The 23,055-nt window shown below is 65.7% G+C and carries 27 protein-coding genes and 1 pseudogene; 15 read left to right on the forward strand and 13 right to left on the reverse strand.

Annotated elements, in window-relative coordinates; genetic code table 11:
* Positions 1 to 321: 321 nt before the first annotated feature.
* The 9 genes and pseudogenes from N5A93_RS11715 to phnF form a co-directional block, all read right to left on the reverse strand.
* Positions 322 to 534 (reverse strand): hypothetical protein, encoded by a 213-nt coding sequence (locus N5A93_RS11715; protein ID WP_268955286.1) that lies wholly within the window; start codon positions 532 to 534, stop codon positions 322 to 324.
* Positions 531 to 1,388, reverse strand: coding sequence for a phosphonate ABC transporter, permease protein PhnE (gene phnE, locus N5A93_RS11720; RefSeq protein ID WP_268955287.1), 858 nt, complete (start codon positions 1,386 to 1,388; stop codon positions 531 to 533). Before phnE (N5A93_RS11720) ends, N5A93_RS11715 begins: the two co-directional genes overlap by 4 nt.
* An 11-nt stretch (positions 1,389 to 1,399) precedes the next feature.
* Positions 1,400 to 2,371: a phosphonate ABC transporter, permease protein PhnE gene (gene phnE, locus N5A93_RS11725; protein ID WP_268955288.1), complete on the reverse strand. Its 972-nt coding sequence runs from the start codon at positions 2,369 to 2,371 to the stop codon at positions 1,400 to 1,402.
* Between the two features lie 104 nt (positions 2,372 to 2,475).
* On the reverse strand, positions 2,476 to 3,396 hold the full coding sequence (gene phnD / locus N5A93_RS11730) for a phosphonate ABC transporter substrate-binding protein (protein WP_268955289.1): 921 nt from the start codon (positions 3,394 to 3,396) through the stop codon (positions 2,476 to 2,478).
* Between the two features lie 51 nt (positions 3,397 to 3,447).
* Positions 3,448 to 4,263 carry a phosphonate ABC transporter ATP-binding protein gene (gene phnC, locus N5A93_RS11735; RefSeq protein WP_268955290.1) on the reverse strand — a complete coding sequence of 272 codons (816 nt, stop codon included), beginning with the start codon at positions 4,261 to 4,263 and terminating at the stop codon, positions 3,448 to 3,450.
* Between the two features lie 286 nt (positions 4,264 to 4,549).
* Positions 4,550 to 5,505, reverse strand: a pseudogene (locus tag N5A93_RS11740) (alpha-D-ribose 1-methylphosphonate 5-phosphate C-P-lyase PhnJ).
* Between the two features lie 8 nt (positions 5,506 to 5,513).
* The gene (locus tag N5A93_RS11750) at positions 5,514 to 5,645 is read right to left on the reverse strand and encodes a hypothetical protein (protein WP_268955293.1); all 132 of its coding nucleotides are present in this window, start codon (positions 5,643 to 5,645) and stop codon (positions 5,514 to 5,516) included.
* A gap of 106 nt (positions 5,646 to 5,751) precedes the next feature.
* The gene (locus tag N5A93_RS11755) at positions 5,752 to 5,946 is read right to left on the reverse strand and encodes a hypothetical protein (protein WP_268955294.1); all 195 of its coding nucleotides are present in this window, start codon (positions 5,944 to 5,946) and stop codon (positions 5,752 to 5,754) included.
* Positions 5,943 to 6,665, reverse strand: coding sequence for a phosphonate metabolism transcriptional regulator PhnF (gene phnF / locus N5A93_RS11760; protein ID WP_268955295.1), 723 nt, complete (start codon positions 6,663 to 6,665; stop codon positions 5,943 to 5,945). The genes N5A93_RS11755 and phnF overlap by 4 nt, the downstream gene beginning before the upstream one ends.
* A 213-nt stretch (positions 6,666 to 6,878) precedes the next feature.
* Between phnF and N5A93_RS11765 the strand changes: the two genes are divergently transcribed.
* The 6 genes from N5A93_RS11765 to N5A93_RS11790 are packed head-to-tail and all read left to right on the forward strand — an operon-like array spanning position 6,879 to position 12,046.
* The gene (locus N5A93_RS11765) at positions 6,879 to 7,748 is read left to right on the forward strand and encodes a PhnD/SsuA/transferrin family substrate-binding protein (RefSeq protein WP_268955296.1); all 870 of its coding nucleotides are present in this window, start codon (positions 6,879 to 6,881) and stop codon (positions 7,746 to 7,748) included.
* Positions 7,741 to 8,559, forward strand: a complete 819-nt coding sequence (locus tag N5A93_RS11770) for a phosphonate ABC transporter ATP-binding protein (RefSeq protein ID WP_268955297.1) — start codon at positions 7,741 to 7,743, stop codon at positions 8,557 to 8,559. The genes N5A93_RS11765 and N5A93_RS11770 overlap by 8 nt, the downstream gene beginning before the upstream one ends.
* Positions 8,552 to 9,358 (forward strand): phosphonate ABC transporter, permease protein PhnE, encoded by an 807-nt coding sequence (gene phnE, locus N5A93_RS11775; RefSeq protein WP_268955298.1) that lies wholly within the window; start codon positions 8,552 to 8,554, stop codon positions 9,356 to 9,358. The genes N5A93_RS11770 and phnE (N5A93_RS11775) overlap by 8 nt, the downstream gene beginning before the upstream one ends.
* Positions 9,355 to 9,999 (forward strand): class I SAM-dependent methyltransferase, encoded by a 645-nt coding sequence (locus N5A93_RS11780; RefSeq protein WP_268955299.1) that lies wholly within the window; start codon positions 9,355 to 9,357, stop codon positions 9,997 to 9,999. The genes phnE (N5A93_RS11775) and N5A93_RS11780 overlap by 4 nt, the downstream gene beginning before the upstream one ends.
* On the forward strand, positions 9,999 to 11,234 hold the full coding sequence (locus N5A93_RS11785; RefSeq protein ID WP_268955300.1) for an alpha-D-ribose 1-methylphosphonate 5-triphosphate diphosphatase: 1,236 nt from the start codon (positions 9,999 to 10,001) through the stop codon (positions 11,232 to 11,234). Before N5A93_RS11780 ends, N5A93_RS11785 begins: the two co-directional genes overlap by 1 nt.
* Entirely contained in the window at positions 11,231 to 12,046 is an 816-nt protein-coding gene (locus N5A93_RS11790; protein WP_268955301.1) for a sugar phosphate isomerase/epimerase family protein, read from the forward strand. The genes N5A93_RS11785 and N5A93_RS11790 overlap by 4 nt, the downstream gene beginning before the upstream one ends.
* 264 nt (positions 12,047 to 12,310) lie before the next feature.
* On the opposite strand, the gene N5A93_RS11795 is transcribed toward N5A93_RS11790, so the two are convergent.
* Complete coding sequence (locus tag N5A93_RS11795) at positions 12,311 to 12,664, reverse strand: hypothetical protein (RefSeq protein ID WP_268955302.1); 354 nt, start codon at positions 12,662 to 12,664, stop codon at positions 12,311 to 12,313.
* A gap of 473 nt (positions 12,665 to 13,137) precedes the next feature.
* On the opposite strand from N5A93_RS11795, the gene N5A93_RS11800 reads away from it, so the two are divergent.
* From N5A93_RS11800 to N5A93_RS11820, 5 genes are all read left to right on the forward strand, one after another.
* Positions 13,138 to 13,623, forward strand: coding sequence for a DUF305 domain-containing protein (locus N5A93_RS11800; RefSeq protein ID WP_268955303.1), 486 nt, complete (start codon positions 13,138 to 13,140; stop codon positions 13,621 to 13,623).
* A 25-nt stretch (positions 13,624 to 13,648) separates the two neighbouring features.
* On the forward strand, positions 13,649 to 14,413 hold the full coding sequence (locus N5A93_RS11805; protein ID WP_372920960.1) for a MauE/DoxX family redox-associated membrane protein: 765 nt from the start codon (positions 13,649 to 13,651) through the stop codon (positions 14,411 to 14,413).
* Between the two features lie 161 nt (positions 14,414 to 14,574).
* Positions 14,575 to 15,942 (forward strand): NAD(P)/FAD-dependent oxidoreductase, encoded by a 1,368-nt coding sequence (locus tag N5A93_RS11810; protein WP_268955305.1) that lies wholly within the window; start codon positions 14,575 to 14,577, stop codon positions 15,940 to 15,942.
* Positions 15,943 to 15,954: 12 nt separating this feature from the next.
* Positions 15,955 to 16,317: a DUF5368 domain-containing protein gene (locus N5A93_RS11815; protein ID WP_268955306.1), complete on the forward strand. Its 363-nt coding sequence runs from the start codon at positions 15,955 to 15,957 to the stop codon at positions 16,315 to 16,317.
* 602 nt (positions 16,318 to 16,919) lie between these two features.
* Positions 16,920 to 18,164 (forward strand): aminopeptidase, encoded by a 1,245-nt coding sequence (locus tag N5A93_RS11820; RefSeq protein WP_268955415.1) that lies wholly within the window; start codon positions 16,920 to 16,922, stop codon positions 18,162 to 18,164.
* Positions 18,165 to 18,177: 13 nt separating this feature from the next.
* Here N5A93_RS11820 and N5A93_RS11825 read toward each other — a convergent pair whose 3' ends face one another.
* From N5A93_RS11825 to N5A93_RS11835, 3 genes are read right to left on the reverse strand one after another with little or no spacing between them, the layout of a single operon-like run.
* Positions 18,178 to 19,524, reverse strand: a complete 1,347-nt coding sequence (locus N5A93_RS11825; protein WP_268955307.1) for a sensor histidine kinase — start codon at positions 19,522 to 19,524, stop codon at positions 18,178 to 18,180.
* The gene (locus tag N5A93_RS11830) at positions 19,521 to 20,186 is read right to left on the reverse strand and encodes a response regulator transcription factor (RefSeq protein WP_268955308.1); all 666 of its coding nucleotides are present in this window, start codon (positions 20,184 to 20,186) and stop codon (positions 19,521 to 19,523) included. The genes N5A93_RS11825 and N5A93_RS11830 overlap by 4 nt, the downstream gene beginning before the upstream one ends.
* Positions 20,186 to 20,512 carry a PepSY domain-containing protein gene (locus N5A93_RS11835; RefSeq protein ID WP_268955309.1) on the reverse strand — a complete coding sequence of 109 codons (327 nt, stop codon included), beginning with the start codon at positions 20,510 to 20,512 and terminating at the stop codon, positions 20,186 to 20,188. Before N5A93_RS11835 ends, N5A93_RS11830 begins: the two co-directional genes overlap by 1 nt.
* Positions 20,513 to 20,645: 133 nt before the next feature.
* On the opposite strand from N5A93_RS11835, the gene N5A93_RS11840 reads away from it, so the two are divergent.
* From N5A93_RS11840 to N5A93_RS11855, 4 genes are all read left to right on the forward strand, one after another.
* Positions 20,646 to 20,948, forward strand: a complete 303-nt coding sequence (locus N5A93_RS11840) for a PepSY domain-containing protein (protein ID WP_268955310.1) — start codon at positions 20,646 to 20,648, stop codon at positions 20,946 to 20,948.
* The gene (locus tag N5A93_RS11845; RefSeq protein ID WP_268955311.1) at positions 20,948 to 21,541 is read left to right on the forward strand and encodes a cytochrome b/b6 domain-containing protein; all 594 of its coding nucleotides are present in this window, start codon (positions 20,948 to 20,950) and stop codon (positions 21,539 to 21,541) included. Before N5A93_RS11840 ends, N5A93_RS11845 begins: the two co-directional genes overlap by 1 nt.
* 103 nt (positions 21,542 to 21,644) lie before the next feature.
* Complete coding sequence (locus N5A93_RS11850) at positions 21,645 to 22,430, forward strand: ZIP family metal transporter (RefSeq protein WP_268955312.1); 786 nt, start codon at positions 21,645 to 21,647, stop codon at positions 22,428 to 22,430.
* 92 nt (positions 22,431 to 22,522) lie between these two features.
* Positions 22,523 to 23,002 carry a DUF411 domain-containing protein gene (locus N5A93_RS11855; protein WP_268955313.1) on the forward strand — a complete coding sequence of 160 codons (480 nt, stop codon included), beginning with the start codon at positions 22,523 to 22,525 and terminating at the stop codon, positions 23,000 to 23,002.
* Positions 23,003 to 23,055 lie beyond the last annotated feature (53 nt).

Consider the following 23,055-nt stretch of genomic DNA (forward strand, 5'->3'; position numbering starts at 1 on the left):
TGCGCCACGAAACTGAAACCGCATAATCTCAATCAAGGATGGGCCAGAGCCTCCAATCCGAAAACCGCTCAAGCGTCCCAAATTATCTGACGACGTACATTGCGCGTCTTCAGGTGGTGCGCGATGTCCCAGGTCTCAACCGCACCGCCGATCCGGGTGAGCACCCAGCAATGGCCGTTCTCGCATCATCCCTGCTTTTCCGGTCTGATCCGCCTCGATCCCCGCCACTTCGGCGCGCAGGGCATCGGCGATGCGCGTGAAGCGCGGCGGGTGCGGCGTGACGAGCGCTTGGGGATAGGTGCCTTGCGCTTGGGTGAAGGATCAGCACACGGTCGGATCGGTCGCCCCGGTCGCCCCGGGCGCGAGGCAAAGCGCGGTCTGGCCGGTCGTCGCTTCGGTGATCTGCCGGGCGTGACCGCCTGTCACGGTGACCCCGTCGCAGACCGCGTCCGGCGAGGGCAGGCCGCCGGGTATCTGCGCCCGCGTCGCGCCCTCGGGGAGATGCGCGGACCATGTGATGCTGAAATCGCTCATTTCGCCGACTCCGGCCTACCGATCAGCCGCGAGCGCAGCAAAGCCGACAGCCAGTCGATCAGGTAAACCATCGCGATGATCAGGAAGATGATCGACCATGCCTCGTCCCATTTGTATGCGCTGATCCTGTCAGCGAGCAGAAAGCCGATGCCCCCTGCGCCGACGATCCCGAGGATCGTGCCCGAGCGCACGTTCGATTCGAAGTTGTAGAGCAGGATCGACAGGATCACCGGGTTGACCTGCGGCGCGATGCCGAACCGGATCTGTTGAAGGCGCGAGCCGCCCGAGGCCTTCACCCCGTCGATGGGCTTGGAGGAGGTGTTTTCCAGCGCTTCCGAAAAGAGCTTGGCGAATGTGCCGATCTCGGACACCGCGATGGCGAGAATGCCGGGCAGCGGACCGAGCCCGAAGGCACGGATGAAGATCAGCGCGAGGATCAGGGTCTCGAACGCGCGGATCAGGTCGAAGCCGCGGCGTGCGCCGAGGCGCAGAAAAGACAGGCGGTTGATGTTCTTGGCGCCAAGGAAGGAGAGCGGATAGGCAATGACGGCACCCAAGAGCGTGCCGAGGAACGCGATGGCCAGGGTCTCGCCCAGACCCTTGAGGACCTCGGAGAAATCCGCCCAGTTGTCCCAGATATGGGGCGGGAACATGAAGCTGAGGACCCGTCCCAACCGTCCCAGGCCCTCCCAGATGCGGGCGGGCGTGATGTTGAAATCGTAAACGCACCAGGCCAGCAGCGCGAAAAACAGTGTCCATAGCGCATAGCGGCGCAGGCGCACGGGCAGCGGCGCGCGAAAGGCCAGCGGCAGGCGGGCGCGGGCGGCTTCGATCCGGTCGGGAGTCATGGTCATGGGGTGCTCCTTCAGGCAGCTTGCGCGCGGGCCGCGCGGCGGTGGCCGGTGTCGCTGTCCAGCCCGATGATCCGGTGACGCAGCTTTTCAGAGCCGTAGTCGATCGCCACCACGGTGAGGAAGATGATGATGAACAGCGCCGAGAGGTCGGTGTATTCCTGAAGGGACATGGCGGTGCGGAATTCCTGCCCCAGCCCGCCCGCGCCCACATAGCCGATGATCGAAGAGGCCCGCACGTTGATCTCGAAGCGCAGCAGCGTGTAGCTGATGATGTTGGGCAGAACCTGCGGCACCGCGCCATAGCGGATCTGATCGAACCATGTGCCCCCGGCGGCCTTGACGCCCTCCAGGGGGCGCATGTCGATATTCTCGTTCACTTCCGAATAGAGCTTGCCGAGCGCGCCGGTCGCGTGCAGCCCGATCGCCATGACCCCCGCCAAGGGGCCGACGCTGAAGCAGAACACGAAGATAAGCGCCCAGACCAGTTCGGGAACCGTCCGCGCGATTTCGAGATAGCGGCGCGTGATCCAGTTCACCCAGGCATTGGGCGACAGGTTGCGCGCCGCCGGGAAGGACAGCACGAATCCCCCGATCACACCCAGCGTGGTGGCCATGAAGGCAATCAGGATGGTTTCGAACAGAAGGGTCAGCCAGGTTTTCCAACGCCAGAACCATTCGCCGATATCGGCACCCAGACTGTCCCAGCGCAGCACCGGGATCGTCTTTTCAAGATACTCGCCAAGGCGCGGCAGTCCGGCCGGGATGATCCAGCGCCAGTCGCGCGATCCGTCCGGCATCGTCACCTGGGTGACCTTGAAGAAGTCCCCGATCCAGGATGTGAAGGCGAAGAGCGTGATGAAGATCACCGTGCCGATGGCCCAGCCCATGCGGGCGCGGCGGCGCCGGGCGGTGAAGGCCCGTTCGAATTCTGTTCGCTGATCGCCCTTGGCGGCCATCATCGAAGGATCGGCGGTGACGGTCATCGGTCGGCCCCTTGCGTACTGGGGATCGGAGCCGAGGCCCCGAGCGCTGGCTGGTTATGCGGACCGGGGCAGCACGCGGCTGCCCCGACCGGATCGGGACAGGATCAGGAGCCCGAGCGGCGCTGGTCCTTGATCCACGCGCGCATGTCGACGATCCACTGGTAGCGGTCATGGTCGACCCGTGAGAAGCCGACCTCGGGGTTCGGATCGTCCCCGGTGAAGGATGAATAGAGCGCATAGCCCTCGGGGTCGTCCTTCGGGAAGCTCTCGATCGCGGCGGTCACGTCTTCGATCATCTCTTCGGGCAGATTCTGGCGGAAGGTCCAGGGGCCGGAGGTGATTTCCGGGCTTTCCCAGATTTTGCAGACAACCCCTTTGTCGATCATGCCCTTGTCTTCCATGCGCTGATAAACCCCGGCCGAGTCATTGTCCTGATAAATGGCGGCGGTGTCGAACGTGCCGTTGACCACGCCGGTCACGCCGGCTTCGTGGCTGCCGCCGAAGACGACCGAGCGGAAATACTCCTCGGGCTTGAAGCCTTCCTTGGTGATCATGTTGAAATAGGGCACGGCATAGCCCGAGGTGCTGTCGGGATCGGCGAAGGCAAGAACCTTGCCCCTGGCGTCGGCCAGGCTTTCGATGCCGCTGTCGCAGCGGGCCACGACAATCGAATAATAGCCGGTGCTGCCATCTTGGGCGATTGAGGTCAGGGTCGGCACGACTTTGCCGCCGGTTTCGGTATAGGCCGCGGCATAGGCGGACGAGCCCAGGCGCGCGACTTCGATCTGGTCGGCGGCGACCGCCTGAATGACGCCGTCATAATTGCCGGCGGTGAAGATCTCGACGTCGACGCCCAGCGTCTCTTCAAGGTAGACGCGCAGCGGCTCGTTGCGCATCAGGCGGTCCTGCTCGTTCTCTCCCGAGAGGATGCCGAAGCGGATGATCTGGTAGTCGTCCTTCCAGCCTTCGGCCAGAGCGGGCATGGCGGTAAGCGCGAGCAGCGCGGTGGTGGTGACGAAACGCATGATTGGATCTCCTTTTTGCGTTGTCTTCCGGGTGGGCTGGCGGGTCCGCTGTCAGGCGGGCTCGGTCACGTTGCCTGTCGGGCGCGCCGCCGTGGAGGTGACGGCCTCGTTGAACTCCGTCAGCCCTTCGATCCCGTAGATGTCGCGCACCACGTCATCGGTCAGCTGCGCGGGCGTGCCGTCGAACATCGCGCGGCCCGCGCGCATGGCGACGATGCGGTGGCAATAGGCCCGCGCGGTGTTCAGCGTGTGCAGGTTGACGAGAACGGTCAGCCCGTCCTCCTGATTGATCCGTTTCAGCCCGTCCATGACGCGGGTCGCGTTGGCGGGGTCGAGCGAGGCGATGGGCTCGTCGGCCAGCATGATCCTGGGCCGCTGAACCAGAGCTTTCGCAATGGCGACGCGCTGTTGCTGTCCCCCCGAAAGTGTCCCTGCGCGTTGCAGCGCCTGCGGCAGCAGGTCGAGCCGGTCCAGCGCCTCGATCGCCAGGACGCGCTCTTCATCGGTGAAGCGCATGGCCATGGAGGACAGAAAACCGTGCTCGGCCAGCCGCCCGATCAGGACGTTGGTCAGGACGTCGAGACGATCCACGAGGTTGAACTGCTGAAAGATCATCGCGCAGTCGCGCCGCCAGTGGCGCAAGGCGCGGCCCCGCAATGCGGTGATTTCGGTCCCGTCAAATGCAATCTCCCCCGCGCCGGGGTCGATCAGGCGGTTGATGAGGCGCAGCAACGTGGACTTGCCCGCGCCGGAGCGGCCGATGATGCCGACGAATTCGCCGGGCCGGATGTCGAGCGAGACGTTGTCCACGGCAGTCGTGTCGCCGAACTGCCGGGTCACGCCCCGAAGGCTGAGGGTCGCGGTCATGGCGCTTGCTCTCCCTGTGATCAGGCGGTGAACCGCAGACGATTCATCCGAATGAATTGACTTGGGAGAGGAATGCCCGATCAACGTAACAACCGGGCTACCTGACTGTGACGCTTTGTTGACAACGCCATTTCACGTCAGGCGGCGGTTCCGGGCGCCTCTTGGGTCGCAGAACGTGCCGTTGGCATGGACGGGTGCGCCTGCCACCAGTGTCAGCGCGACACGGCCGAACGATTGCCGGAATAGCTTTGACCGCGCATGGCGTTGGGCGCGCCAATCGCCTTCATCATGCCGGTATCCGTGATCTGGGCGATGAGACCGTTCGCGATGCGTATCGGGCCGCGCTGAACATGATCGGGCAATACGCGGGTGACGTCAGACAGGCGCGTCTTGGCGGTCCACTTGCCGGGACGCACCGGGCGAGGCCGATCTCGTGCAGCGACGAGCCGTCCGCCTGCGGGGTCTCTTTCATTAAGAAACCGCGCGCGCCGGAACGGTGGCAGGTCAGATCGCGGCGATCCTCCACCAGGTAGGGCACATCGTCGAACACCAGCGGCTCGACCCGCGTGAAGGGCGGCACGGCATGCAGACGTTTCTCACGCCCGGCCGCGAGCAATGTCAGATGCTGCGCCATGTGCAGTTTGGGCACGTCCCAGCGCGGATTGGGCAAGGGGGGCATGACGTGACGCCCATTGACGAGGCTGGGATAGGCGGCGCACTGCATCACCCGCCCCGAGCGCACGATCTGTTCGTAGAGTTGCAGCCACATCCGCCTGTAATCGGCATCGGCGCGCATCTGGCGCGCAATGGGCTTGTCGGGCTGCACGGGCCGCAGGGGTTCGGGGTTCGGCACTTGCAGAACCAGCACCTGATCCGCGCGCAGCCGTTCCTCGGGGATACGCTGGCGCGACTGGATCAGGTCCGCCACAAGACTGTCGGTCGTTCTCTGGGCGCCGGACACAAACGCGAGCAACTTGCGGATCGAGGCGGCGTTGATGCTTTCACCCGCGCCCTGGTCGATCACCTTGATCAGGGTCCGGGATGTCACCAGCATGCAGCAGACCTGCGAACCCCGGTGCCCCATCCGCGCGCCATGGGCACCTTTCGCAAGGCATAGGGCATCTGGCAGCCCGGCACGGCGATGGCCTTGAGCATCCTGCGCCGCATTTCGCGCCTGGCCGATGCATCAAGGCAGCCGTAGGCCATCGGCTCCCAATCCCTGGTCAGCGAACGGAGGGTCATTCGGCGGGCTACGGTTGCATTGCGGCGCCCCCGGTTTCGGCACGCGCCAGCGATTGCAGCGTGTGCGCGCGTTTGGCCGGGAAAAGCAGCGGCTCACGCGTAACGTCGGGGATGTCGTTGCGCATGGTGCTGTCGGGCATGGCAGGCGCGGCCCCGTCCCAAGCGCCGCGTTCACGACCAGTGTCGCGCCGACTTCGGGGTGCAGGTCAGAGCCGAGCCGAAGATCGCGCAGGACCTGCGCATCGCTCATATGATCGAGGAACACATGCTCCGCCGACGCGGGACCGGCCAGCGCCGCGCCTGTTCGCGCATCTCGATCACGCCGGGATCGGCGATCAGGGGCTCGGCGAACGGCTTGAGGCGGGCGGCATCGGCGCGGGCGAGAATGCCCAGCAGTTTCTCGTCACAGTGATCGGACAAGACGTCCGGTGGCTGGGTCATCCGTCGTCCTCGTCGGGGTTTATGCTGAATTTGACCCGCGCCGCCGACCAGATGACCTCGCTGTGGGCAATGGGCGATCCATCAAGCAACGTGTCGACCGCGCGCACCACCAATACCGGCATGTCCGGGTGCTGGTGAAGCCGTCGTGGTTCGTCACCGCGCGCGGCGCGCGCATGTATGCGGGTTTCGCCGCGCAGGTAATCCCCGATTCCGTAGGAGCGATACACTGCCGTGGTCGATCCCATGGCCAGGCGGCGCTCGGGGTAGTCTGGAAAGCGCGCCGCGTCGTGGTAGATATGGCCGATATTGACCGGAACATCGTCCGCCATGGAGCGGCGATGCGTGTCAACGACCTCCGCGCCGGGTTCCAGCGCGAGCAGCCGGGCCACGCGGGGCGGCGCGGGAATGCGGGCATAGCCCAGCGTTTCACCCGATACTTCGATTCCCTTGGGATCGAGATTGCGCCGCAGGCGGGTGCGGCGGCCGATGGTATAATCGATCATCGGCCTGGCCTGCACGAAGGTGCCGCGCCCCTGTTCGACGCTCAGATATCCCGCCTTGGCAAGATCGGTCACCGCGCGCCGGACGCTGTGGCGGCCGGCCGCGTAGAGCTGTGCCAGCTCCGGCTCGGTCGGCAGCTTTGCTCCCGGTTCGATGACACCGTCCACGATGTCCTGCTCGATCAATGCGCGGATCTCCCGCCAGAGGGCTCTGGTCATTGTACAATCATCCGAATGAATTTGGGCTACCGATCCAGTATGACAGCCCGGTGACGTTCGCAATGCAACTGCGTGACAATCGCCCCTTTCGCAAGAGCTTCAAACCGCTCGGAGCCGGGCGCATTGCAGGTTTCACAAAGGGTTCATGAGGATGTCTTTGAACGGTTACAGCGCTGGCCGATTCATCCGGATGAATTCTCAATGGAGACAGTCATGACATTCAAAACCCTCCTGCTGGGCGCAAGCCTTGCAGCCCTCGCCGCATCCGGCGCCGCTGCCGAGACCTGGAAACTGGCCGTGACCGATGTCGAAGGCATGGAACGCCTGCAGACTGAATGGGGTCCCTTCAAGGCAGCGCTGGAAGAGGCCACCGACGACACGTTCGAATTCTTCCCGGTCAACTCGCGCACGGCCGCCGCTGAGGCGCTGCGTGGCAAAACGGTCGATTTCGTCGTCTCCGGCCCGGCCGAATACGTGGTCATCAACAAGCTGACCGAGGCCGATGCGCTGATCGGCCTTGGCCGGCCGGATTATCATTGCGCCGTCATCGTGCGCGCCGACAGCGGCATCAATGTGCCCGCCGACCTCAAGGGCAAGAACGTGGCCTTCGGCGATATCGGCTCGACCTCGAACATGCTGTGCCCGATGCAGGTGCTGGCCGATCACGGTGTTGATCCGGTGAACGACATCAAAAAGACCCATACCTCGCGCAACATTGCGCATGAGGCGCTCAAGAACGGCGATGTGGACGCGATCGGCTCGAATGCCGGATCGTGGCTCAACGTGCGCAATGCGGAAACCGATCTGCCTTATGGCTTCTTCAAGGTCATCGCCCGCTCGGGCGACCTGCCAAATGACATGATCATGGCCGGCGCGCATGTGCCAAAGGATGCGGCCATGGCCGTGCGGGACGCGATCCTCGAGAACAAGGGCCGTATCATTGCCGGCATCACCGCCCATGCGGAGAACGACAAGTATGTCGGCATGGACCTCGTCGCCATCGAGGACAGCGCCTATGATTACGTGCGCTCGATGTACGGCAATGCCGGGTATCCGCAGTTCGACACGTTCATCGGTGAGTGATCTTGTCATCAGCCACCGGGCCGAAGCGATTGTCAGGCCTGACCGGACCGGGGCGCATGGCGTCCCGGTTCCCGTGGTGGATATCGAGGCGGAGCGCATCGCCAAGCGTTTTGGCGACACGTCGATCTTTGCCGATCTGAGCTTTCGCCTGGAACGCGGCAAGGCGACCGCGCTGGTGGGCGCCAACGGCGCGGGAAAATCGACACTTCTGCGCTGCTTGATGGGGCTTATCCCGGTTTCGGAGGGGCGTGTGCGGCTGTTGCAGGAAGATGCCACAGGGGCACGGGCGGCGAAGCTGCGCGCGTTGCGGTCCCGCGTGGGGCTGGTGTCGCAGAAACACAACCTCGTGCCGCGCCTGTCGGTCCTGTCCAACGTGGTGCACGGGCTGTTGGGACATAGAGGCGGGCCGCGCCACTGGACCCACAGCCTTGCGCCCGCCGCCTCGCGCACGGCGGCCCTGCAGGCGCTCGACAAGGTCGCTCTGGGGCATCTGGCGCTGCGGCGTGCCGACCGGTTGTCCGGCGGGCAATCGCAGCGCGTGGCCATCGCCCGCGCCATCGTGTCCCGTCCCGAGGTGATTTTCGCCGACGAACCCTGCGCCTCGCTCGATCCGCAGGCCGGAGAGGACGTCATGGCGCTGTTCTTCGATCTTGCACGGCAGGACGGTGTGACGGTTGTCTTCACCTCTCACAACATCGACCATGCATTGCGCTACGGCGATCGGGTGCTGGGGCTGGCGGAGGGGCGGATGAAGCTCGACGCTACCGGCGACAGCCTGCGCAGCGCGGATCTCAGGGGGCTGTATGACTGACCTGCCTGCGCCATCGCGTTTCGAACGCCCCTCGGCCATCTCCTTTCTTGGCTACGCGGCCGGGTTGGTTGTGCTGCTTTGGTGCCTCTCGGGCGCGGGATTCTCGGTCGAGAAGGTCATGACCTCGCCGCCACGCTTTGCCGACTTCCTGTCGCGTGCTTTCCCGCCCAACCTGTCGACGGATGTGCTGACGCGCCTGGGCTGGAAGATGGTCGAGACCTTGCAGATCGCGGTTGCGGGGGCCGTTCTGGGGGTGATCCTGTCATTGCCCGTCGCGCTGCTGGCGGCACGCGGGCTGATCGTCGGGCCATGGGTCAATCAGATCGTGCGCGTGGCGCTGAGCGTCATCCGCGCGGTGCCGGACATCGCCTGGGCGCTGGTCTTCGTCGTGGCCGTGGGGTTGGGGCCTTTCGCCGGAATGCTTGCTATCGTGGTCGATACCATCGGCTTTTGCGGGCGCTTCTTTGCCGACGATATGGAGGCCACCGACAATGGCCCCGCCGAAAGCCTGACGGCAACCGGCGCGCGCGGGATCGACGTCGTCGCCTGCGCCACCGTTCCGGCTGCCATGCCGGCCTTCGTGTCGACCGCGCTTTACGCCCTGGAAAAGGCGGTGCGCTCTTCGACCATCCTCGGCCTTGTGGGCGCGGGCGGCATCGGAATCGAGCTGAAGGTGGGCTTTGATCTTTTCGACTATCCGACCGCGTTGACGGTTATCCTGATGATCGCCGTCGTCGTGATCGGGATCGAACAACTCTCGGGCTATGCCCGCATCAAGATCATCGGAGAACAGCGATGAACACGGATACAGCCGACACCCACTGGAACGCCGAGTGGGCAGGTATCGAGGCGGGCAGCAAATGGCTTACCCCCGAGCCGGACGTGATCGCCTGGTCGCGGACGCTGGCGCCCGGTGCGCGCATTCTGGATCTGGGCGCAGGTGTCGGGCGGCACGCGCTCTGGCTTGCGGCGCAGGGGTTCGATGTGGTGGCGCTGGACGCCGCGCCCGATGGTCTGGCGCAGATCGACCGCGCAGGCGGCGTCGAGACCGTGCTGGCGCGCATGGATGTCCTGCCTTTCGAGACATGCTCCTTTGATCATGTGCTGTCCTGGAACGTGATCTATCACGGCGATGAAGACATCCTGCTGCGCGCCGTCGGCGAGATCCGCCGTATCCTCAAGCCCGGCGGTTCTTATCTTGGCACGATGTTGTCAAAGCGCCGCCTGCCGCATGAACAAGCGGCCTTTTCGGGCCGGGAAATCAGCCGCAACGCCTGGGTGTTCGATGCGCCAGGCACGGGCAAGACCCACCCGCATTACTTTTGTTCCGCCGCCGAGCTATTGGCGATTTTCTCCGGTTTCGAGTGTCTGCGCCTTGAGGATCGTGAACATGAAAAGCCGGGCTCGTGGCACTGGCACCTGACGATGGAGCGGCTTTGATGATCACCTTTGAAGGCGCGAAGGTCTACCTGCCGACCGAGATCGCCGAGACCACGGTGACCGTGGCCGGGGGCCGGATCGCCGAGATCGGCGGGCCGGTCGCAGGCACGCGGATCGATGCGCGCGGGCTGGTGCTGGCGCCCGCTCTCATCGATGTGCATGGCGACGCGTTCGAGAGGCAACTCATGCCGCGACCGGGGGTCTATTTCCCGCAGGAGGCGGCGATCATCGACACCGACCGGCAACTGGCCGCCAACGGGATTGCCACCGCCTATCACGCCATCACGCTGGCCTGGGAGCCGGGGTTGCGTGATGTGACGCGCGGACGTGACCTGATGCGCTGCATGGCGGCCATGGCCCCGCGCCTGACCGTGGAAAACCGCGTTCAGCTACGATGGGAAACCTTCGCCTTTGAGGCGCTGGATGTGATTGAAGAGGCCCTCAACGACCCCCTTCTGCCGGCCATTGCCTTCAATGATCATACCTCGATGACGATGCGCGCCTATGACGTCCCGATCCAGCAGCGCGGGTTCGAGCTGTCGCCTGATTTCTCCATCGCCGCATTGGACGACGAGCGGATGAAGAGGCGCACGGCTTCCAAGGCGCAACGCGCGGGACTGTCCGAGGACGACTATATTGCGCTGCTGGCCAGGGTCTGGGAGCGGCGCGGGGATGTGCCCGACCGGATTGCCCGCGTGGCGCGGATGGGCCGCATCGCGGGCGCGCCGATGCTGTCCCATGACGACACGACGCAGCAGGCGCGGACATGGTTTCGAAACCTGGGCGCGCGGGTTGCCGAGTTTCCCATGGTGCTTGACGCGGTAGAGGCCGCGCATGATGCGGGCGATGCGATCATCTTCGGAGCGCCCAATGCGGCGCGCGGCGGCAGTCATATCGGCTCTCTGGGGGCGGGTGACATGGTCGAGGCGGGCCTCTGCGACGCCTTGGCCTCGGACTATTTCTACCCCGCGATGCTGGCCGCCGTGGCGCGGCTCGATGCAGAGAAACGCGCCGACCGGCTGGCGCTCTGGCGGTTGGTCTCCAAGGGTCCGGCAGCGGCCATGAATCTGGCGGATCGCGGCGAGATCGTGGTGGGCCGCCGGGCCGATCTCGTGCTGCTCGACTGGCCGAAGGGATGCGCCCCCGCCATCACCGGAACCTGGGTCGCGGGGCGCATGGCCTATCGCGGCACACCCGCCGGATCCGTTTTCATGAAAGAGGAGCTTTTCGCATGACACCGTTGAAGATCGGCGCCTGCCTGAAGATCGCCGAGATCCCCCGGCACCGCGACTGGCTGTTCGACGATGCGCGCGACATCGAAGTGCAGGACTTCATGACATTTGAAGCGCTCACCGCCGGGCTTGACGACCGGGTCGCCATGGCCAGGGCCGCGCTTGACGGCTTTACCGGCCGGATCGGTATTCACGGACCCTTCGAGGGTCTGGACATCGACAACAAGGATCCCGAGCTGCGCGCCCTCATCACCCGGCGGTTGCTCATGGCGCTGGAGGCAGCTGACAGCATCGGCGCGCGGCAGATGGTGCTGCATTCGCCCTACACGCTGTGGTATCAGAACAACCTGATGGTGACGCCGGACTATGCCGAACAGAAGCGGGCGCGCATTCACCAGACGCTGGCGCCCGTGATGCGCGCCGCCGAGGACAAGGGGGTCACGCTGGTCATCGAGAACATACATGACGTCGACCCGGCGACGCGGCGGATGATGGTCGAGAGCTTCGGGTCGGACGCCATCGCCCTGTCTGTCGACACGGGCCACGCCCATCTTGCGCGCCGCATGTCCGGCGCGCCGCCGGTGGACTATTTCGTGCGTGATGCGGGCGACTTGCTGGCACATGTTCATCTGCAGGATCTTGATGGCCACGCGGACCGCCACTGGCCTCCCGGTGAAGGCGAAATCGAATGGGCGGCCGTCTTCCGCGCCCTGGCGGATTGCCGGGGCTCTCCGCATCTTGTGCTTGAACTGCGTGACAAGGACGCCATCCCAAGCGGCTTTGCCTATCTGAAGCGGTTGGGTCTGGCTTGCTGATCGGGGCGATTGCCATCGAGCAATGACGGCCCGGACGGGTGGCCCGAAGACCGTGCTCCGCCTATGGTCAGGCGCTGTCAGCCGTCGTCGGCCAAAGGGCGCCGGAAGGCATCGAGGTGGGCGAGAGCATGAGAGCATTCCTATGCAGGTCCGGGTTCAGCGGGCGGCAGCGCGGCATTCGGGGGATCACCGGTGCACGATCGTTTCGCCCCGCGCCAGGGATGTGGCGCGAGGCGGTATCGTTTTCGGAGAGAGGCTCTGCGCTCAGCGGCCGTGGGAGCCGAGGCTGGTGTCCTGCGGGTCGCTGTAGCCTGTCGGGTCGAAGGAGGAGACGGTGCGTGTGACCGGGGTTTCCGCCAGTGCAGCGTCGACGACTTCGCGGCTTTGCGAAGCCGAATGTCCTTCGATGATGACACTGGCGCCAAGACGCTGGGCGCGGTCGATCTCGTAGATCTCGTTTGCGTTCATGGCGCTGAAGTCGCTTTCGCTCACCCAGGTGGGGGCGCGGTCGGAGGGATTGATCTCCATTGCGCTGGCGGGGATGGCCGAGGCGATCAGGGTGCCGGCCAGAGCGAGGGCGGCGATGCGGAAGGCGGGGGTCTTGGTTGCGTAGGTCATGTCAGTTCCTTTCGGTTTCAGGTTCGTGTCTGTTTGGGTCAATGCGGGCTGTGCCGCGTTTCGATGGCACCAAGATGTGCCCGGAATGCTGTTGGCGAAAGGTGTGGCCAGGCGATGTGAACAGCCGGTCACGCCGTCCCCCGAGGCCGTGAACGCCGCGTTGTTCACGGCTCAAGGAAGCGCGAGCGAGGTCGCGGTATGAGGTAGAAAACATATATCTTTCAATAAGTTGATTTGTTTCAGGGCGATCTGCGGAAATGCACCGGACCTGTGCTTTGCTGCGCGCCTTGCCGGATCGGTAACAATCGGCGCCCATTGATGCGCCAAGCGGGGGGCCAGCCCCCCGGACCCCCCGAGGTATTTGCGGCCAGATGAAGGGATGGGGGCGCGTCGGGTGGTGGCGCGGCACGGGAATCTGCGGCGCGGGTGAACCTTTCGCCGTATCATGCGTTGGGATGAAAAGGAGGGACGAGATGAGTTACGCAAGGTTTCTGTCGATGATCGCGACATCGACCATGGCCATGTACGGGCTCATGTATCTCAATACCTATTCAATGGATCACGTTTTCTTTTCGCAGACCCGGCTTTGGATGGCGCTTTACATGGGGGCGGCGATGGCCGTGATCATGCTGGGTTTCATGCACGCCATGTATGAGAGCCGAAGGGCGAATATCGCCATCTTCGGGGGCGCTGCCGTGGTGTTCGCGGCATCGCTCTGGTTGCTGCGTTCCCAGGAGACGGTCGGGGATGTGGCATGGATGAAGGCCATGATCCCGCATCATTCGATCGCGATCCTGACCAGCGAGCGCGCCGATCTGTCGGACCCGCGCGTAAAGGCGCTGGCCGATGCCATCGTCGAGGTGCAGCGCAGCGAGATCGACGAGATGAAGCGCTATATCGCGGATATCGAGACCAACGGCGACGCGTCCGAAGGCGCAGAACGCGAAAAGACCCCCTGATCGGGAAGGGAGGCGAGAGATGAGCATGAAAGAGAGCGGCAAGGCGGATGCGAAGCGCGCGGCGCTGTACCGGATGATGATGCCGGATCATCTTTGTCCGTTCGGGCTGAAATCAAAGGACCTGCTGGAGCGGGAGGGCTATGAGGTGGAGGACCACCCTCTGAAGACCCGCGAGGAGGTCGAGGCGTTCATGCAGCGCCATGACGTGAAGACAACGCCGCAGGGGTTCATCGGCGGCGAGCGGATCGGCGGATACGAGGCGCTGCTGGAGCATTTCGGCAAGGCGCGCCGTTTCGCGGGCGCTTATCAGCCGATCGTCGCGCTGTTCACGGTGGCGGCGCTGATGGCGCTGGCGGTGGGTTTCGTGTCCGGTCAGGGGCTGTTCACGGTGCGGGTGATCGAGTGGTTCATCGCGATCTCGATGGTGCTGCTTGGCTTGCAGAAGCTGAAGGATGTCGAGAGTTTCTCGACCATGTTCCTCAATTACGACCTGCTGGCGCGGCGCCATGTGCGCTATGGTTATTTCTATCCCTTTGCCGAGACCGGGGCGGGCTTGTTGATGATTGCCGGGGTCTTGACGTTGATTGCGGCGCCGGTGGCGCTGTTCATCGGTTCGGTCGGGGCGGCAAGCGTGTTCAAGGCCGTCTATATCGACCGGCGCGAGCTCAAATGCGCCTGTGTAGGGGGCGATAGCGAGGTGCCGCTGGGCTTCGTGTCGCTGACCGAGAATCTGATGATGATGGGCATGGCGGTCTGGATGCTGGCGAAGCTCTGGATCGGTGTGCCGTAGACGCCTGCGCGCCCGGAAACCAACAGATCAGGCCGCGAAACGGTGTCCTGTGCGGCGACAGGTCGCGGCAGGGCAGGGACGTGATCAATGCGCGCGCTGCAAAGATGGTATACATTCCCATACCGGAATATGATTGATGTGATAGGCGATGAGGTGAGGGAATGGAGCAATTCTTGAGGGGCGAGACATCGCGGCGCGGCTTCTTTGGGCTTGCGGCGGGGGGTGCTGCGGCGCTGGCCGTGGCGGGTCCTGGCGCGGCACGGGCGGAGCCGGTGCGCACAAGCGCCAGGATCGTGATCCTAGGTGCGGGTGCGGCGGGCACGGCGATGGCCAACCGGCTGGCGGAGCGCCTCGAGGGGGCTGCGATCACCATCGTGGACGGGCGCCAGCAGCATTGGTATCAGCCCGGTTTCACGCTGGTCGCGGCCGGTCTGAAACCGGCCAGCTACACGCTCAGCGATACGGGCGACTGGCTGTCGGACGGGGTGGAATGGATCGGCGAACATGCCGCCGCGATCGACCCCGAAGCGCAGATCGTCACCACGGCATCGGGCAGCAGGCTGGAATATGACTACCTGATCGTGGCCACGGGCCTGTCGCTGGACTGGGACGCTGTCGAGGGGTTCTCGCTTGACCAGGTGGGTCAGAACGGGATCGGCGCGCTTTACGCCGGGCCAGAGCAGGCCGCGGCGACCTGGCGCGCGATGGACGCCTTTACCGACAAGGGCGGCGTGGCGCTGTTCGGACGTCCGCCGACCGAGATGAAATGCGCCGGCGCGCCGCTGAAATACACCTTCCTGACCGATGACTACCTGCGCCGGAAGGGGCGGCGCGACGCCTCGCAGATCATCTACGCGGCGCATAACAAGGCGCTGTTCTCGGTGCCGGTGGTCGACGAGAAGGCCAAGCTGATCTTTGACGAACGCGGCTTTGACGTGCGCTGGAGCCATGTTCTGACGGGGATCGACGCGGCGGCGAAGACCGCGCATTACCGCGTGCCCGAAAGCCGCGCGCTGGCGGCGGATGGCACGGTGACGGTCACGCCGGAGCGCGAAGTGCAGATCGGTTTCGACTTCACCAACGTGATCCCGCCGCAGCGCGCCCCGCAGGTGGTGCGCGACTCGGGCCTGAGCTGGGCCGACAGGTGGGTCGACCAGGGCTGGATTGAGGTCGATCCCGGCACGCTGCGCCATCGCCGCTATGCCAATGTCTTCGGCGTCGGCGATATCAACGGCGTGCCCAAGGGCAAGACCGCCGCATCGGTCAAATGGCAGGTGCCGGTGGTCGAGGATCACCTTGTCGCCGAACTGGACGGGCGCGAAGGCAGCGCGATCTATAACGGCTACACGTCTTGCCCGATGATCACCAAAATCGGCCGCGCGATGCTGGTCGAGTTCGATTACGAGAACCGGCTGACGCCATCTTTCCCCGGAGTGATTGCCCCGCTGGAAGAGCTGTGGATTTCCTGGCTGATGAAGGAAATCGCGCTCAAACCCACCTATAACGCCATGCTGCGCGGCAAGGTCTGAGGAGGGCCGACCATGAAAGAACTGACATTCGAGACCCTGCTGGCCGTGTTCGAGGAAATCTTCGGGCGGGGTCTGTTCTGGGCGATGGTGGTGATCGCGGCGATCGTGACCGTGGCCTATCTTTACGTGCTGGTGCGTGACCGGCACATGTCTGCGCGCAAGTTCCTGCTGGCACAGCTTTTCATGCCACTGGGGGCGGTCGCGGCGGTGATATTCGTGCTGCGGATGACCAATTCGGCGCTGTCCGATATCGGCGGTCCGGTGGACTGGATCGTGCTTCTGGGCGTTGCCGCTGCGGGTGCCGTCGGGCTGGCGATCCTGGTCTACACGGCGCAATCGCTGCTGCGCCCGGCCGTCAAATCCGGTGCGGACTGAGCGATCGGCGGTCCGGTCGCTGGGCCGGGGGTTGATGTTCGCGCCCTGAGAGGCGATATAGCGCACACAGTCCCGTGCGGGTGATTGAAGCGTTGCTTGTCCCTGCACATGGGGCCGGGGTGAATGCCCGGCCCGAGCGTTAGCGTATCAGCTTTCGGCGTCATGCCGATGCAGGCCCCGGTATCAGGCGGTCTTGACGCATAACGCGACTCTGCGGGGGCGGACCTTGGGTCCGGCGCCCCGGTGGATCGACCGGACAACAGACCAGAAGGAGAGAGCCATGAGCAGCATGACCGACGAAGAAATCGAACAGCGTATCGACGAGTTGCAGAATTCGGGTATGCATCTGGCCGCAAAGGCCCTGATGCGCGAGCTGCATTTCCGCCGCAAGAACGGCTGAGCCGGGCGATATGCATCAAGGAGGGCCGCGCCGCATGGGCGCGGCCCTTTGCATGGGCGCCTGATCCGCGCCGATGATCACGCCGGGCTTTGTGCGCGATGGTGATCCGGGCGGTGCCGCTGCGCGCGCGGCCCGTCGGCTTGACCTTTTTGCAGGCATGGCGGAACGTGGCGCGCGCAATGCCAGAACACCGGGGATAATCATGACATTCGAGGACGATCACCAACAAAGCCTGGACCGTCTGGCCAGGGTGGCCGTGCAGGTCGGGCTCAACCTTCAGGAGGGGCAGGACCTCGTGCTGACGGCACCGGTCACGGCGCTGCCGCTGGTGCGCCGGATCGTGGCCGAGGCCTATCGCGCGGGCGCGGGGCTGGTGACGCCGATCCTGGGGGATGAGGCGCTGACGCTGGCGCGCTATCGCAATGCGCGGGACGCGAGCTTTGACCGCGCGCCGGGCTGGCTGTTCGATGGCATGGCCAAGGCCTTTGCGGACGGTGCGGCGCGCATGGCGATCGTCGGGGACGATCCGATGCTGCTGGCGGATGAGGACCCGGCAAGGGTGGCGCGGGTGGGCAAGGCCAATGCGATGGCCTACAAGCCGGCGCTGGAGAAGATCGCGAATTTCGACATCAACTGGTCGATCGTCAGCTATCCCGGCGCTGCATGGGCGCAGCGCATCTTTCCCGATCTCGACGAGGAGACGGCCGTCGCGCGGCTGGCCGAAGCGATCTTTGCCGCCTCGCGCGTCAAGGACGAGGACGATCCCGTCGCCGCCTGGCAGGCCCACAACGACAAGCTGCGCGCGCGCACGCGCTGGCTGAACGAGCGGGTTTTCGATGCGCTGCATTTCACCGGGCCGGGCACCGACCTGATGGTCGGGCTCGCGGATGGGCATGAATGGCAGGGCGGGGCCTCGAGCGCGCGCAACGGCGTGACCTGCAATCCCAACATTCCGACCGAGGAGGTCTTCACGACGCCCCATGCGATGCGCACCGAGGGCCATGTGCGCGCCACCAAGCCGCTCTCGCATCAGGGCAGTCTGATCGAGGGAATCGAGATGCGTTTCGAGGGCGGGCGCATCACCGGCGCCAGCGCGACGAAGGGCGAGGCGGTGTTGCAAGAGCTGCTGGAGACCGATGCGGGCGCGCGGCGGCTGGGCGAGGTGGCGCTGGTGCCGCATTCCTCGCCGATCTCGCAATCGGGGCTGCTGTTTTATAACACGCTTTATGACGAGAACGCCGCCTGCCATATCGCGCTGGGGCAGTGCTATTCCAAATGTTTCAGGGATGGCGGCGATCTGAGCGCGCAAGAGATCGAACGCCGGGGCGGCAATGCCAGCCTGATCCATGTGGACTGGATGATCGGTGGGGCCGACACCGATATCGACGGGATCACCGCCGATGGCACGCGGGTGCCGGTCTTTCGCAAGGGTGAATGGGCGTCCTGATCGGCGTGAAGGTTCAGGCGCGGGGCAGGGTCAGGCTGGCCTTCAGTCCTGCGCCGCTGCTGTCCAGCGTCAGTTGCCCGCCCGCCGCCTCGGCGATGTCGCGCGCGATGGCAAGGCCCAGCCCGCTGCCCGTATCGCTTTCGTCAAGGCGCGCGCCGCGCGCGGTCAGCCCGGCCAGACGGTGTTCCGGGATGCCGGGGCCGTCATCGGTGATGTCGATCCTGAGGGTCGTGTCGTCCAGGGCGGTTGCGCTCAGCGTGACGTGATCGCGCGCATGGCGGGCGGCGTTTTCGGCCAATGCGCCAAGCGCCTCGGCAAGATCGCTTTCATCAAGCGCGGCCATCATCGCTTCGGGCACCGTCTGGTGCCAGTCAAGGCGCGCGCCGTCCGGGGTGCGCATCAGCACCGAGATCACCCGCGCGGCCACCAGCGCCACATCGGCGCGGGCATTGCGGGTGCGGGCGGCGCTGCGGGTGCGGGCCAGTTCGCGCTCGACATGACGGCGCATCGCGTCGGCGACGCTGTCGATGGCATCGGCGGCGGCGGTCTGGCCGGCGTCGCGCAGGCGGCCGGTCTCGCCCATCAGGGCCTGGAGCGGGGTCTTGAGCCCATGCGCCAGGTCGCCCGCGCGGGCGCGGGCGCGCATCGTGGCGCTGTCGCGTTCGGCCAGCAGGGCGTCGATCTCGGCTGCCAGGGGCTGCACCTCGCGCGGCCAGTCGCCGCCCATGCGCATGGTGTGGCCCGCGCGCAGCGCGCCGACCCGCGCGCCCAGCCGGTGCAGCGGGCGCAGCCCGATCACCAGCTGCGCCCAGCCCGCACCCGCCAGTACCAGTGCCAGCAAGGCAAGATAAGGTGCCATGTCGGCCAGGAAGGCGCGTTTTGCCTGCACCAGTTCGCTCGCATCCATGGCGACCGCGGCGCGCAGCGGCGTCGCGCCAAGCGCTTCGGGCAGGCGGGCGCTGCGTTCGAGAACCAGCAGCGTGCCGCCATCGGGACCGGGCAGGGCGTGGCGATGCGGCGCGCCCGCGCCCAGATCGTCAGGCGGCAGCGGCAACGCGTAATCCCAGAGCGAGCGCGAGCGCAGCACGCGCCCCTCTGCCTCGATCTGCCAGTAAAGCCCGCCATAGGCGCGCCCGAAGCGCGGATCGGCGGGGGGCGTGGCCAGCCCCAGCGCGCCGTCGCCCCCGCGCTCCAGCCCGGCCAGCACCTGATCGAGCTGCACCGAAAGCTCGTTCATCGCGCGCCGCTCAACATGGGTGGCGAACAGCGCCGCCAGCCCCAGCGCCGCCAGCCCCAGCGCCAGCGCGATCGCCGCCGCCCCGGCCAGCGCCAGCCTGAGGCGCAGCGACAGCCGGTTCATGCGCCGGTGCCTTCGAGAAAGTAACCAAAGCCGCGCCGCGTGCCGATCACGCCCTTGCCCAGCTTGCGCCGCAGCCGCGCGATCACCGCTTCAAGCGCGTTGGCCTCGCGCGCGTCATCGTCGCCATAAAGATGTTCCAGCAATTCGGTGGGCGGCACGACGCGGTCACGGTGCAGCGCCAGGTAGGACAGCAGCCGGTATTCCAGAGCCGTCACGCTGACCGGCGCGCCATGCGCGGCGACGGTCATGCGGTTGGTGTCAAGCTGTAGCGCACCCGCCTCGTGCAGCGCGGTGGCATGGCCCGCCGCGCGGCGCACCAGCGCGCGCGCCCGTGCCACCAGTTCCTCCATGCGGAAGGGCTTGGGCAGGTAGTCGTCGGCGCCCGCCTCGATGCCCTCGACGCGGTCCTGCCAGGCGCCGCGCGCGGTCAGCACCAGCACCGGCATGAGCCGCCCTGCGGCGCGCCAGCGCTTGAGCAGCGACAGACCGTCGAGCCCCGGCAGGCCGAGGTCAAGAACCACAAGGTCGAAATCCTCGGTATCGCCAAGGAACCAGGCCTCTTCGCCATCGGCGCAGGTTTCTACGCGAAATCCCGCACCGCGAAGCGCGGCGGCAAGATCGGCGGCGATCCGGGGATCGTCCTCGACGGCAAGCGCGCGCATCAGTCGTCTTCGGCCTCCATCTTGAGGATGCGGCCGCTGGCGGCGTCGATCTCGACCTCGATCATCTGGCCATCCGCCCGGATCATCTCCAGCTCGTAGATGAAACGGCCGTCCTCCTCGTCGAACTCCACCTCGATCAACCGCCCCCCGTAGGCGGTCTGCGCGATCGCGGCGATTTCGGCCAGCGGCAGGATCGCGCCGCGTTCCAGCGCGGCGCGTGCGCGATCATGATCGTCATCATCATCGCCGCTGGCAAGGGCCGTGGAGACCGCCAGAAGCGGCAGGAGCAACGCAAGTGCAAGCGGAAGAGGGCGCATGTGTTTCATCATGTGCAGTTTCTAACCTCCCGCACCTGACAGCAAGCTGACAATCGCCGTCAGGCGGGCGTCAGGCAGGGTGGGGCAAAAGGGCGATGTTCCGCGGCAATCCCGCCGCATGTCAACACGAAGGAGACAGACCATGATTCGCAACATTCTTCTTGCCGCCGCAGGCGCATCGACCCTGGCACTGGGTGCCGGTATCGCACAGGCCTCGGATGACGATTTTCGCCGGATGCAGGGTAGCGCCGCCGATCGCGCCGACTGGATCAGCATCGCCGATCTGGCAACCCGGATCGAGGCCAAGGGCTATCGCATCCGCGAGATCGAGATCGAACACGGGGTTTACGATGTCGAGATGATCGACGCCAACGGCATGAGGGTCGAAGGCTATTTCGATCCCGTGACCGGCGATCAGGTCCGCCGCTACGGGTATGACGATTGATGCCTGATCGGGCAGGGCAGGAGACCGTCAAGGTCTGGGATCCGCTGATCCGCATGGGTCACTGGATCTTGGTGGTGGCGTTCGCCACCGCCTACCTGACCGAGGGCGAGCCGGAATGGCTGCATGTCCGGGCGGGCTATGCCATCGCGGCGGTGGTCGCGCTGCGCATCCTGTGGGGGCTGGTGGGGCCGCGCCGGGCGCGGTTTTCGGATTTCGTGACCGGCCCGGCGCGGGTGCTGCGCTATCTGCGCGCGCTCGTTGCGGGGCGCGCCGCGCGCCATCTCGGCCACAGCCCCGCCGGGGGCGCGATGACCCTGGCGCTGCTGGCGGCGCTGGCGGTGACGGCGGTTTCGGGCATGGTCACGCTGGCCACCGAAGATGGGCGCGGGCCGCTGGCCGGGATCGTCGCGCAGGCCGGGGACGAGCATGGGAGAGAGCACGAAGGCGAGGCGGATTGGGAAGAGATCCACGAGACCGCCGCCAACCTGACGGTGGTCCTGATCGTGCTGCATCTGGGCGGCGTCGCGCTGGCCAGCCATGCGCATGGTGAAAATCTGTCCCGCGCGATGGTGACCGGGCGCAAGCGGGCCTGACGGGCCACCGCATGCGCAACCCTTGAACATGCCCGCGCAGTGGCGTCTAACGGGGGCAGCCGCGCCTGGCGCGGCTGCCCTTGAATGAAGCCGGAAAGATCCGATGGACGAGATATCTTCGCCCCTTCTGCTTGGTTTTCTCGGCAGCCTTGCCGCTGGCCTGATGACCGGGGTCGGTGCTGCGCCGGTGTTGGCGGGGCGGATGCCGGGGCAGGCGTTTCGCGACATGTCGCTGGGTTTTGCCGCCGGCGTGATGCTGGCGGCGTCGTTCTTTTCACTGATCATCCCGTCGCTCGATGCTGCCGAAGCGCGCTTTGGCGCCGGGCCGGTTCCGGCGGCGATCACCTGCGTGTCCATCCTGATCGGCATGGGCGCGGTTCACCTGATGAACGAGGCGCTGCCGCATGAGCATTTCAAGCTGGGCCGCGAGGGGCCGGAGGCTGCATCGCTGCGCCGTGTCTGGCTGTTCATCATCGCCATCACCATCCACAATTTCCCCGAAGGGCTGGCCGTGGGCGTCGGGTTCGGGGCGCATGGCCTGTCGGGGGGGATGCCGCTGGCCATCGGGATCGGCTTGCAGAATGCGCCCGAGGGGCTGGCCGTGGCGGTGGCGCTTCTGGGCGAGGGCTATGACCGGCGCCGCGCCTGGTCCATTGCCGCGCTCACAGGCATGGTCGAGCCGGTGGGCGGGCTGATCGGGGCCGGGGTGATTTCGGTCGCGGAACCGCTCTTGCCCTGGGGGCTGGCCTTTGCGGCGGGCGCGATGCTTTACGTGATCAGCCACGAGATCATCCCCGAGACCCACCGCCGGGGCCATCAGAACAAGGCAACGCTGGGTCTGGCCGTAGGGCTGGTGGTGATGCTGTTCCTTGATGTCTGGCTGGCCTGACGGCGGACATAGGCGCATCACCGGGCGGGCGCGGGCTTGCGGGCGATGCGCAGGGCGCTATCATCCCCGGCACCAGCACAGGAGCAAAGACCATGACCCAGCAAGCATTCTCGCGCCGCGGATTCATTGTCGCCGGGGCGGCGCTTGGTGCCGTGGCGGGGCTGCCGGTGGCGGCCACCCGGGCACCGCTTGAAATCCACGTGATGAAGGATCCCAATTGCGGCTGCTGTTCGGCCTGGATCGAGATCCTCGAGGCGGACGGATTCAAGGTGTCGACCGAAACCAGCTTCGGCACCGCGCTCAGCCGATATAAGACCGAGAACGGCATTCCGGCGCGCATGGCTTCCTGCCACACCGCGAAGATCGCCGGCTACATGATCGAAGGCCATGTGCCCGCCGCCGATATCCGCGCGCTTCTGGAGACGCGCCCCGATGCGGTCGGCCTGTCGGTGCCGGGGATGCCCTATGGCTCGCCCGGCATGGGCCCGGAGGATCGGCGCGAGGCCTATGACGTCTACCTGATCGGGCGCGATGGCGGGGCGACGGTGTTTTCCAGTTACCCGGCGGCGTGACGGCCTGAAGAGTCCGCCCGTCCGGCCGCGACTGCGCTTTCCATCTTTTCATC

It is taken from the genome of Roseovarius salincola (assembly GCF_026891095.1).
Classification (GTDB): domain Bacteria; phylum Pseudomonadota; class Alphaproteobacteria; order Rhodobacterales; family Rhodobacteraceae; genus Roseovarius; species Roseovarius salincola.

Excerpts from the sequence above, each read along its gene's own strand:
- N5A93_RS11755 (WP_268955294.1), bottom strand. The coding sequence starts at position 5,946 with ATGACCCAGCCACCGGACGTCTTGTCCGATCACTGTGACGAGAAACTG.
- phnE (WP_268955287.1), bottom strand. The coding sequence starts at position 1,388 with ATGACCATGACTCCCGACCGGATCGAAGCCGCCCGCGCCCGCCTGCCG.
- N5A93_RS11835 (WP_268955309.1), bottom strand. The coding sequence starts at position 20,512 with ATGAAACACATGCGCCCTCTTCCGCTTGCACTTGCGTTGCTCCTGCCG.
- N5A93_RS11750 (WP_268955293.1), bottom strand. The coding sequence starts at position 5,645 with ATGCCCGACAGCACCATGCGCAACGACATCCCCGACGTTACGCGTGAG.
- phnD (WP_268955289.1), bottom strand. The coding sequence starts at position 3,396 with ATGCGTTTCGTCACCACCACCGCGCTGCTCGCGCTTACCGCCATGCCC.
- N5A93_RS11815 (WP_268955306.1), top strand. The coding sequence starts at position 15,955 with ATGAAAGAACTGACATTCGAGACCCTGCTGGCCGTGTTCGAGGAAATC.
- N5A93_RS11840 (WP_268955310.1), top strand. The coding sequence starts at position 20,646 with ATGATTCGCAACATTCTTCTTGCCGCCGCAGGCGCATCGACCCTGGCA.
- N5A93_RS11805 (WP_372920960.1), top strand. The coding sequence starts at position 13,649 with ATGAAAGAGAGCGGCAAGGCGGATGCGAAGCGCGCGGCGCTGTACCGG.
- N5A93_RS11820 (WP_268955415.1), top strand. The coding sequence starts at position 16,920 with ATGACATTCGAGGACGATCACCAACAAAGCCTGGACCGTCTGGCCAGG.
- N5A93_RS11825 (WP_268955307.1), bottom strand. The coding sequence starts at position 19,524 with ATGAACCGGCTGTCGCTGCGCCTCAGGCTGGCGCTGGCCGGGGCGGCG.
- N5A93_RS11765 (WP_268955296.1), top strand. The coding sequence starts at position 6,879 with ATGACATTCAAAACCCTCCTGCTGGGCGCAAGCCTTGCAGCCCTCGCC.
- phnF (WP_268955295.1), bottom strand. The coding sequence starts at position 6,665 with ATGACCAGAGCCCTCTGGCGGGAGATCCGCGCATTGATCGAGCAGGAC.
- N5A93_RS11785 (WP_268955300.1), top strand. The coding sequence starts at position 9,999 with ATGATCACCTTTGAAGGCGCGAAGGTCTACCTGCCGACCGAGATCGCC.
- phnE (WP_268955298.1), top strand. The coding sequence starts at position 8,552 with ATGACTGACCTGCCTGCGCCATCGCGTTTCGAACGCCCCTCGGCCATC.
- N5A93_RS11855 (WP_268955313.1), top strand. The coding sequence starts at position 22,523 with ATGACCCAGCAAGCATTCTCGCGCCGCGGATTCATTGTCGCCGGGGCG.
- N5A93_RS11845 (WP_268955311.1), top strand. The coding sequence starts at position 20,948 with ATGCCTGATCGGGCAGGGCAGGAGACCGTCAAGGTCTGGGATCCGCTG.
- N5A93_RS11715 (WP_268955286.1), bottom strand. The coding sequence starts at position 534 with ATGAGCGATTTCAGCATCACATGGTCCGCGCATCTCCCCGAGGGCGCG.
- N5A93_RS11830 (WP_268955308.1), bottom strand. The coding sequence starts at position 20,186 with ATGCGCGCGCTTGCCGTCGAGGACGATCCCCGGATCGCCGCCGATCTT.
- N5A93_RS11780 (WP_268955299.1), top strand. The coding sequence starts at position 9,355 with ATGAACACGGATACAGCCGACACCCACTGGAACGCCGAGTGGGCAGGT.
- N5A93_RS11850 (WP_268955312.1), top strand. The coding sequence starts at position 21,645 with ATGGACGAGATATCTTCGCCCCTTCTGCTTGGTTTTCTCGGCAGCCTT.
- N5A93_RS11800 (WP_268955303.1), top strand. The coding sequence starts at position 13,138 with ATGAGTTACGCAAGGTTTCTGTCGATGATCGCGACATCGACCATGGCC.
- phnE (WP_268955288.1), bottom strand. The coding sequence starts at position 2,371 with ATGACCGTCACCGCCGATCCTTCGATGATGGCCGCCAAGGGCGATCAG.
- N5A93_RS11790 (WP_268955301.1), top strand. The coding sequence starts at position 11,231 with ATGACACCGTTGAAGATCGGCGCCTGCCTGAAGATCGCCGAGATCCCC.
- N5A93_RS11810 (WP_268955305.1), top strand. The coding sequence starts at position 14,575 with ATGGAGCAATTCTTGAGGGGCGAGACATCGCGGCGCGGCTTCTTTGGG.
- N5A93_RS11795 (WP_268955302.1), bottom strand. The coding sequence starts at position 12,664 with ATGACCTACGCAACCAAGACCCCCGCCTTCCGCATCGCCGCCCTCGCT.
- phnC (WP_268955290.1), bottom strand. The coding sequence starts at position 4,263 with ATGACCGCGACCCTCAGCCTTCGGGGCGTGACCCGGCAGTTCGGCGAC.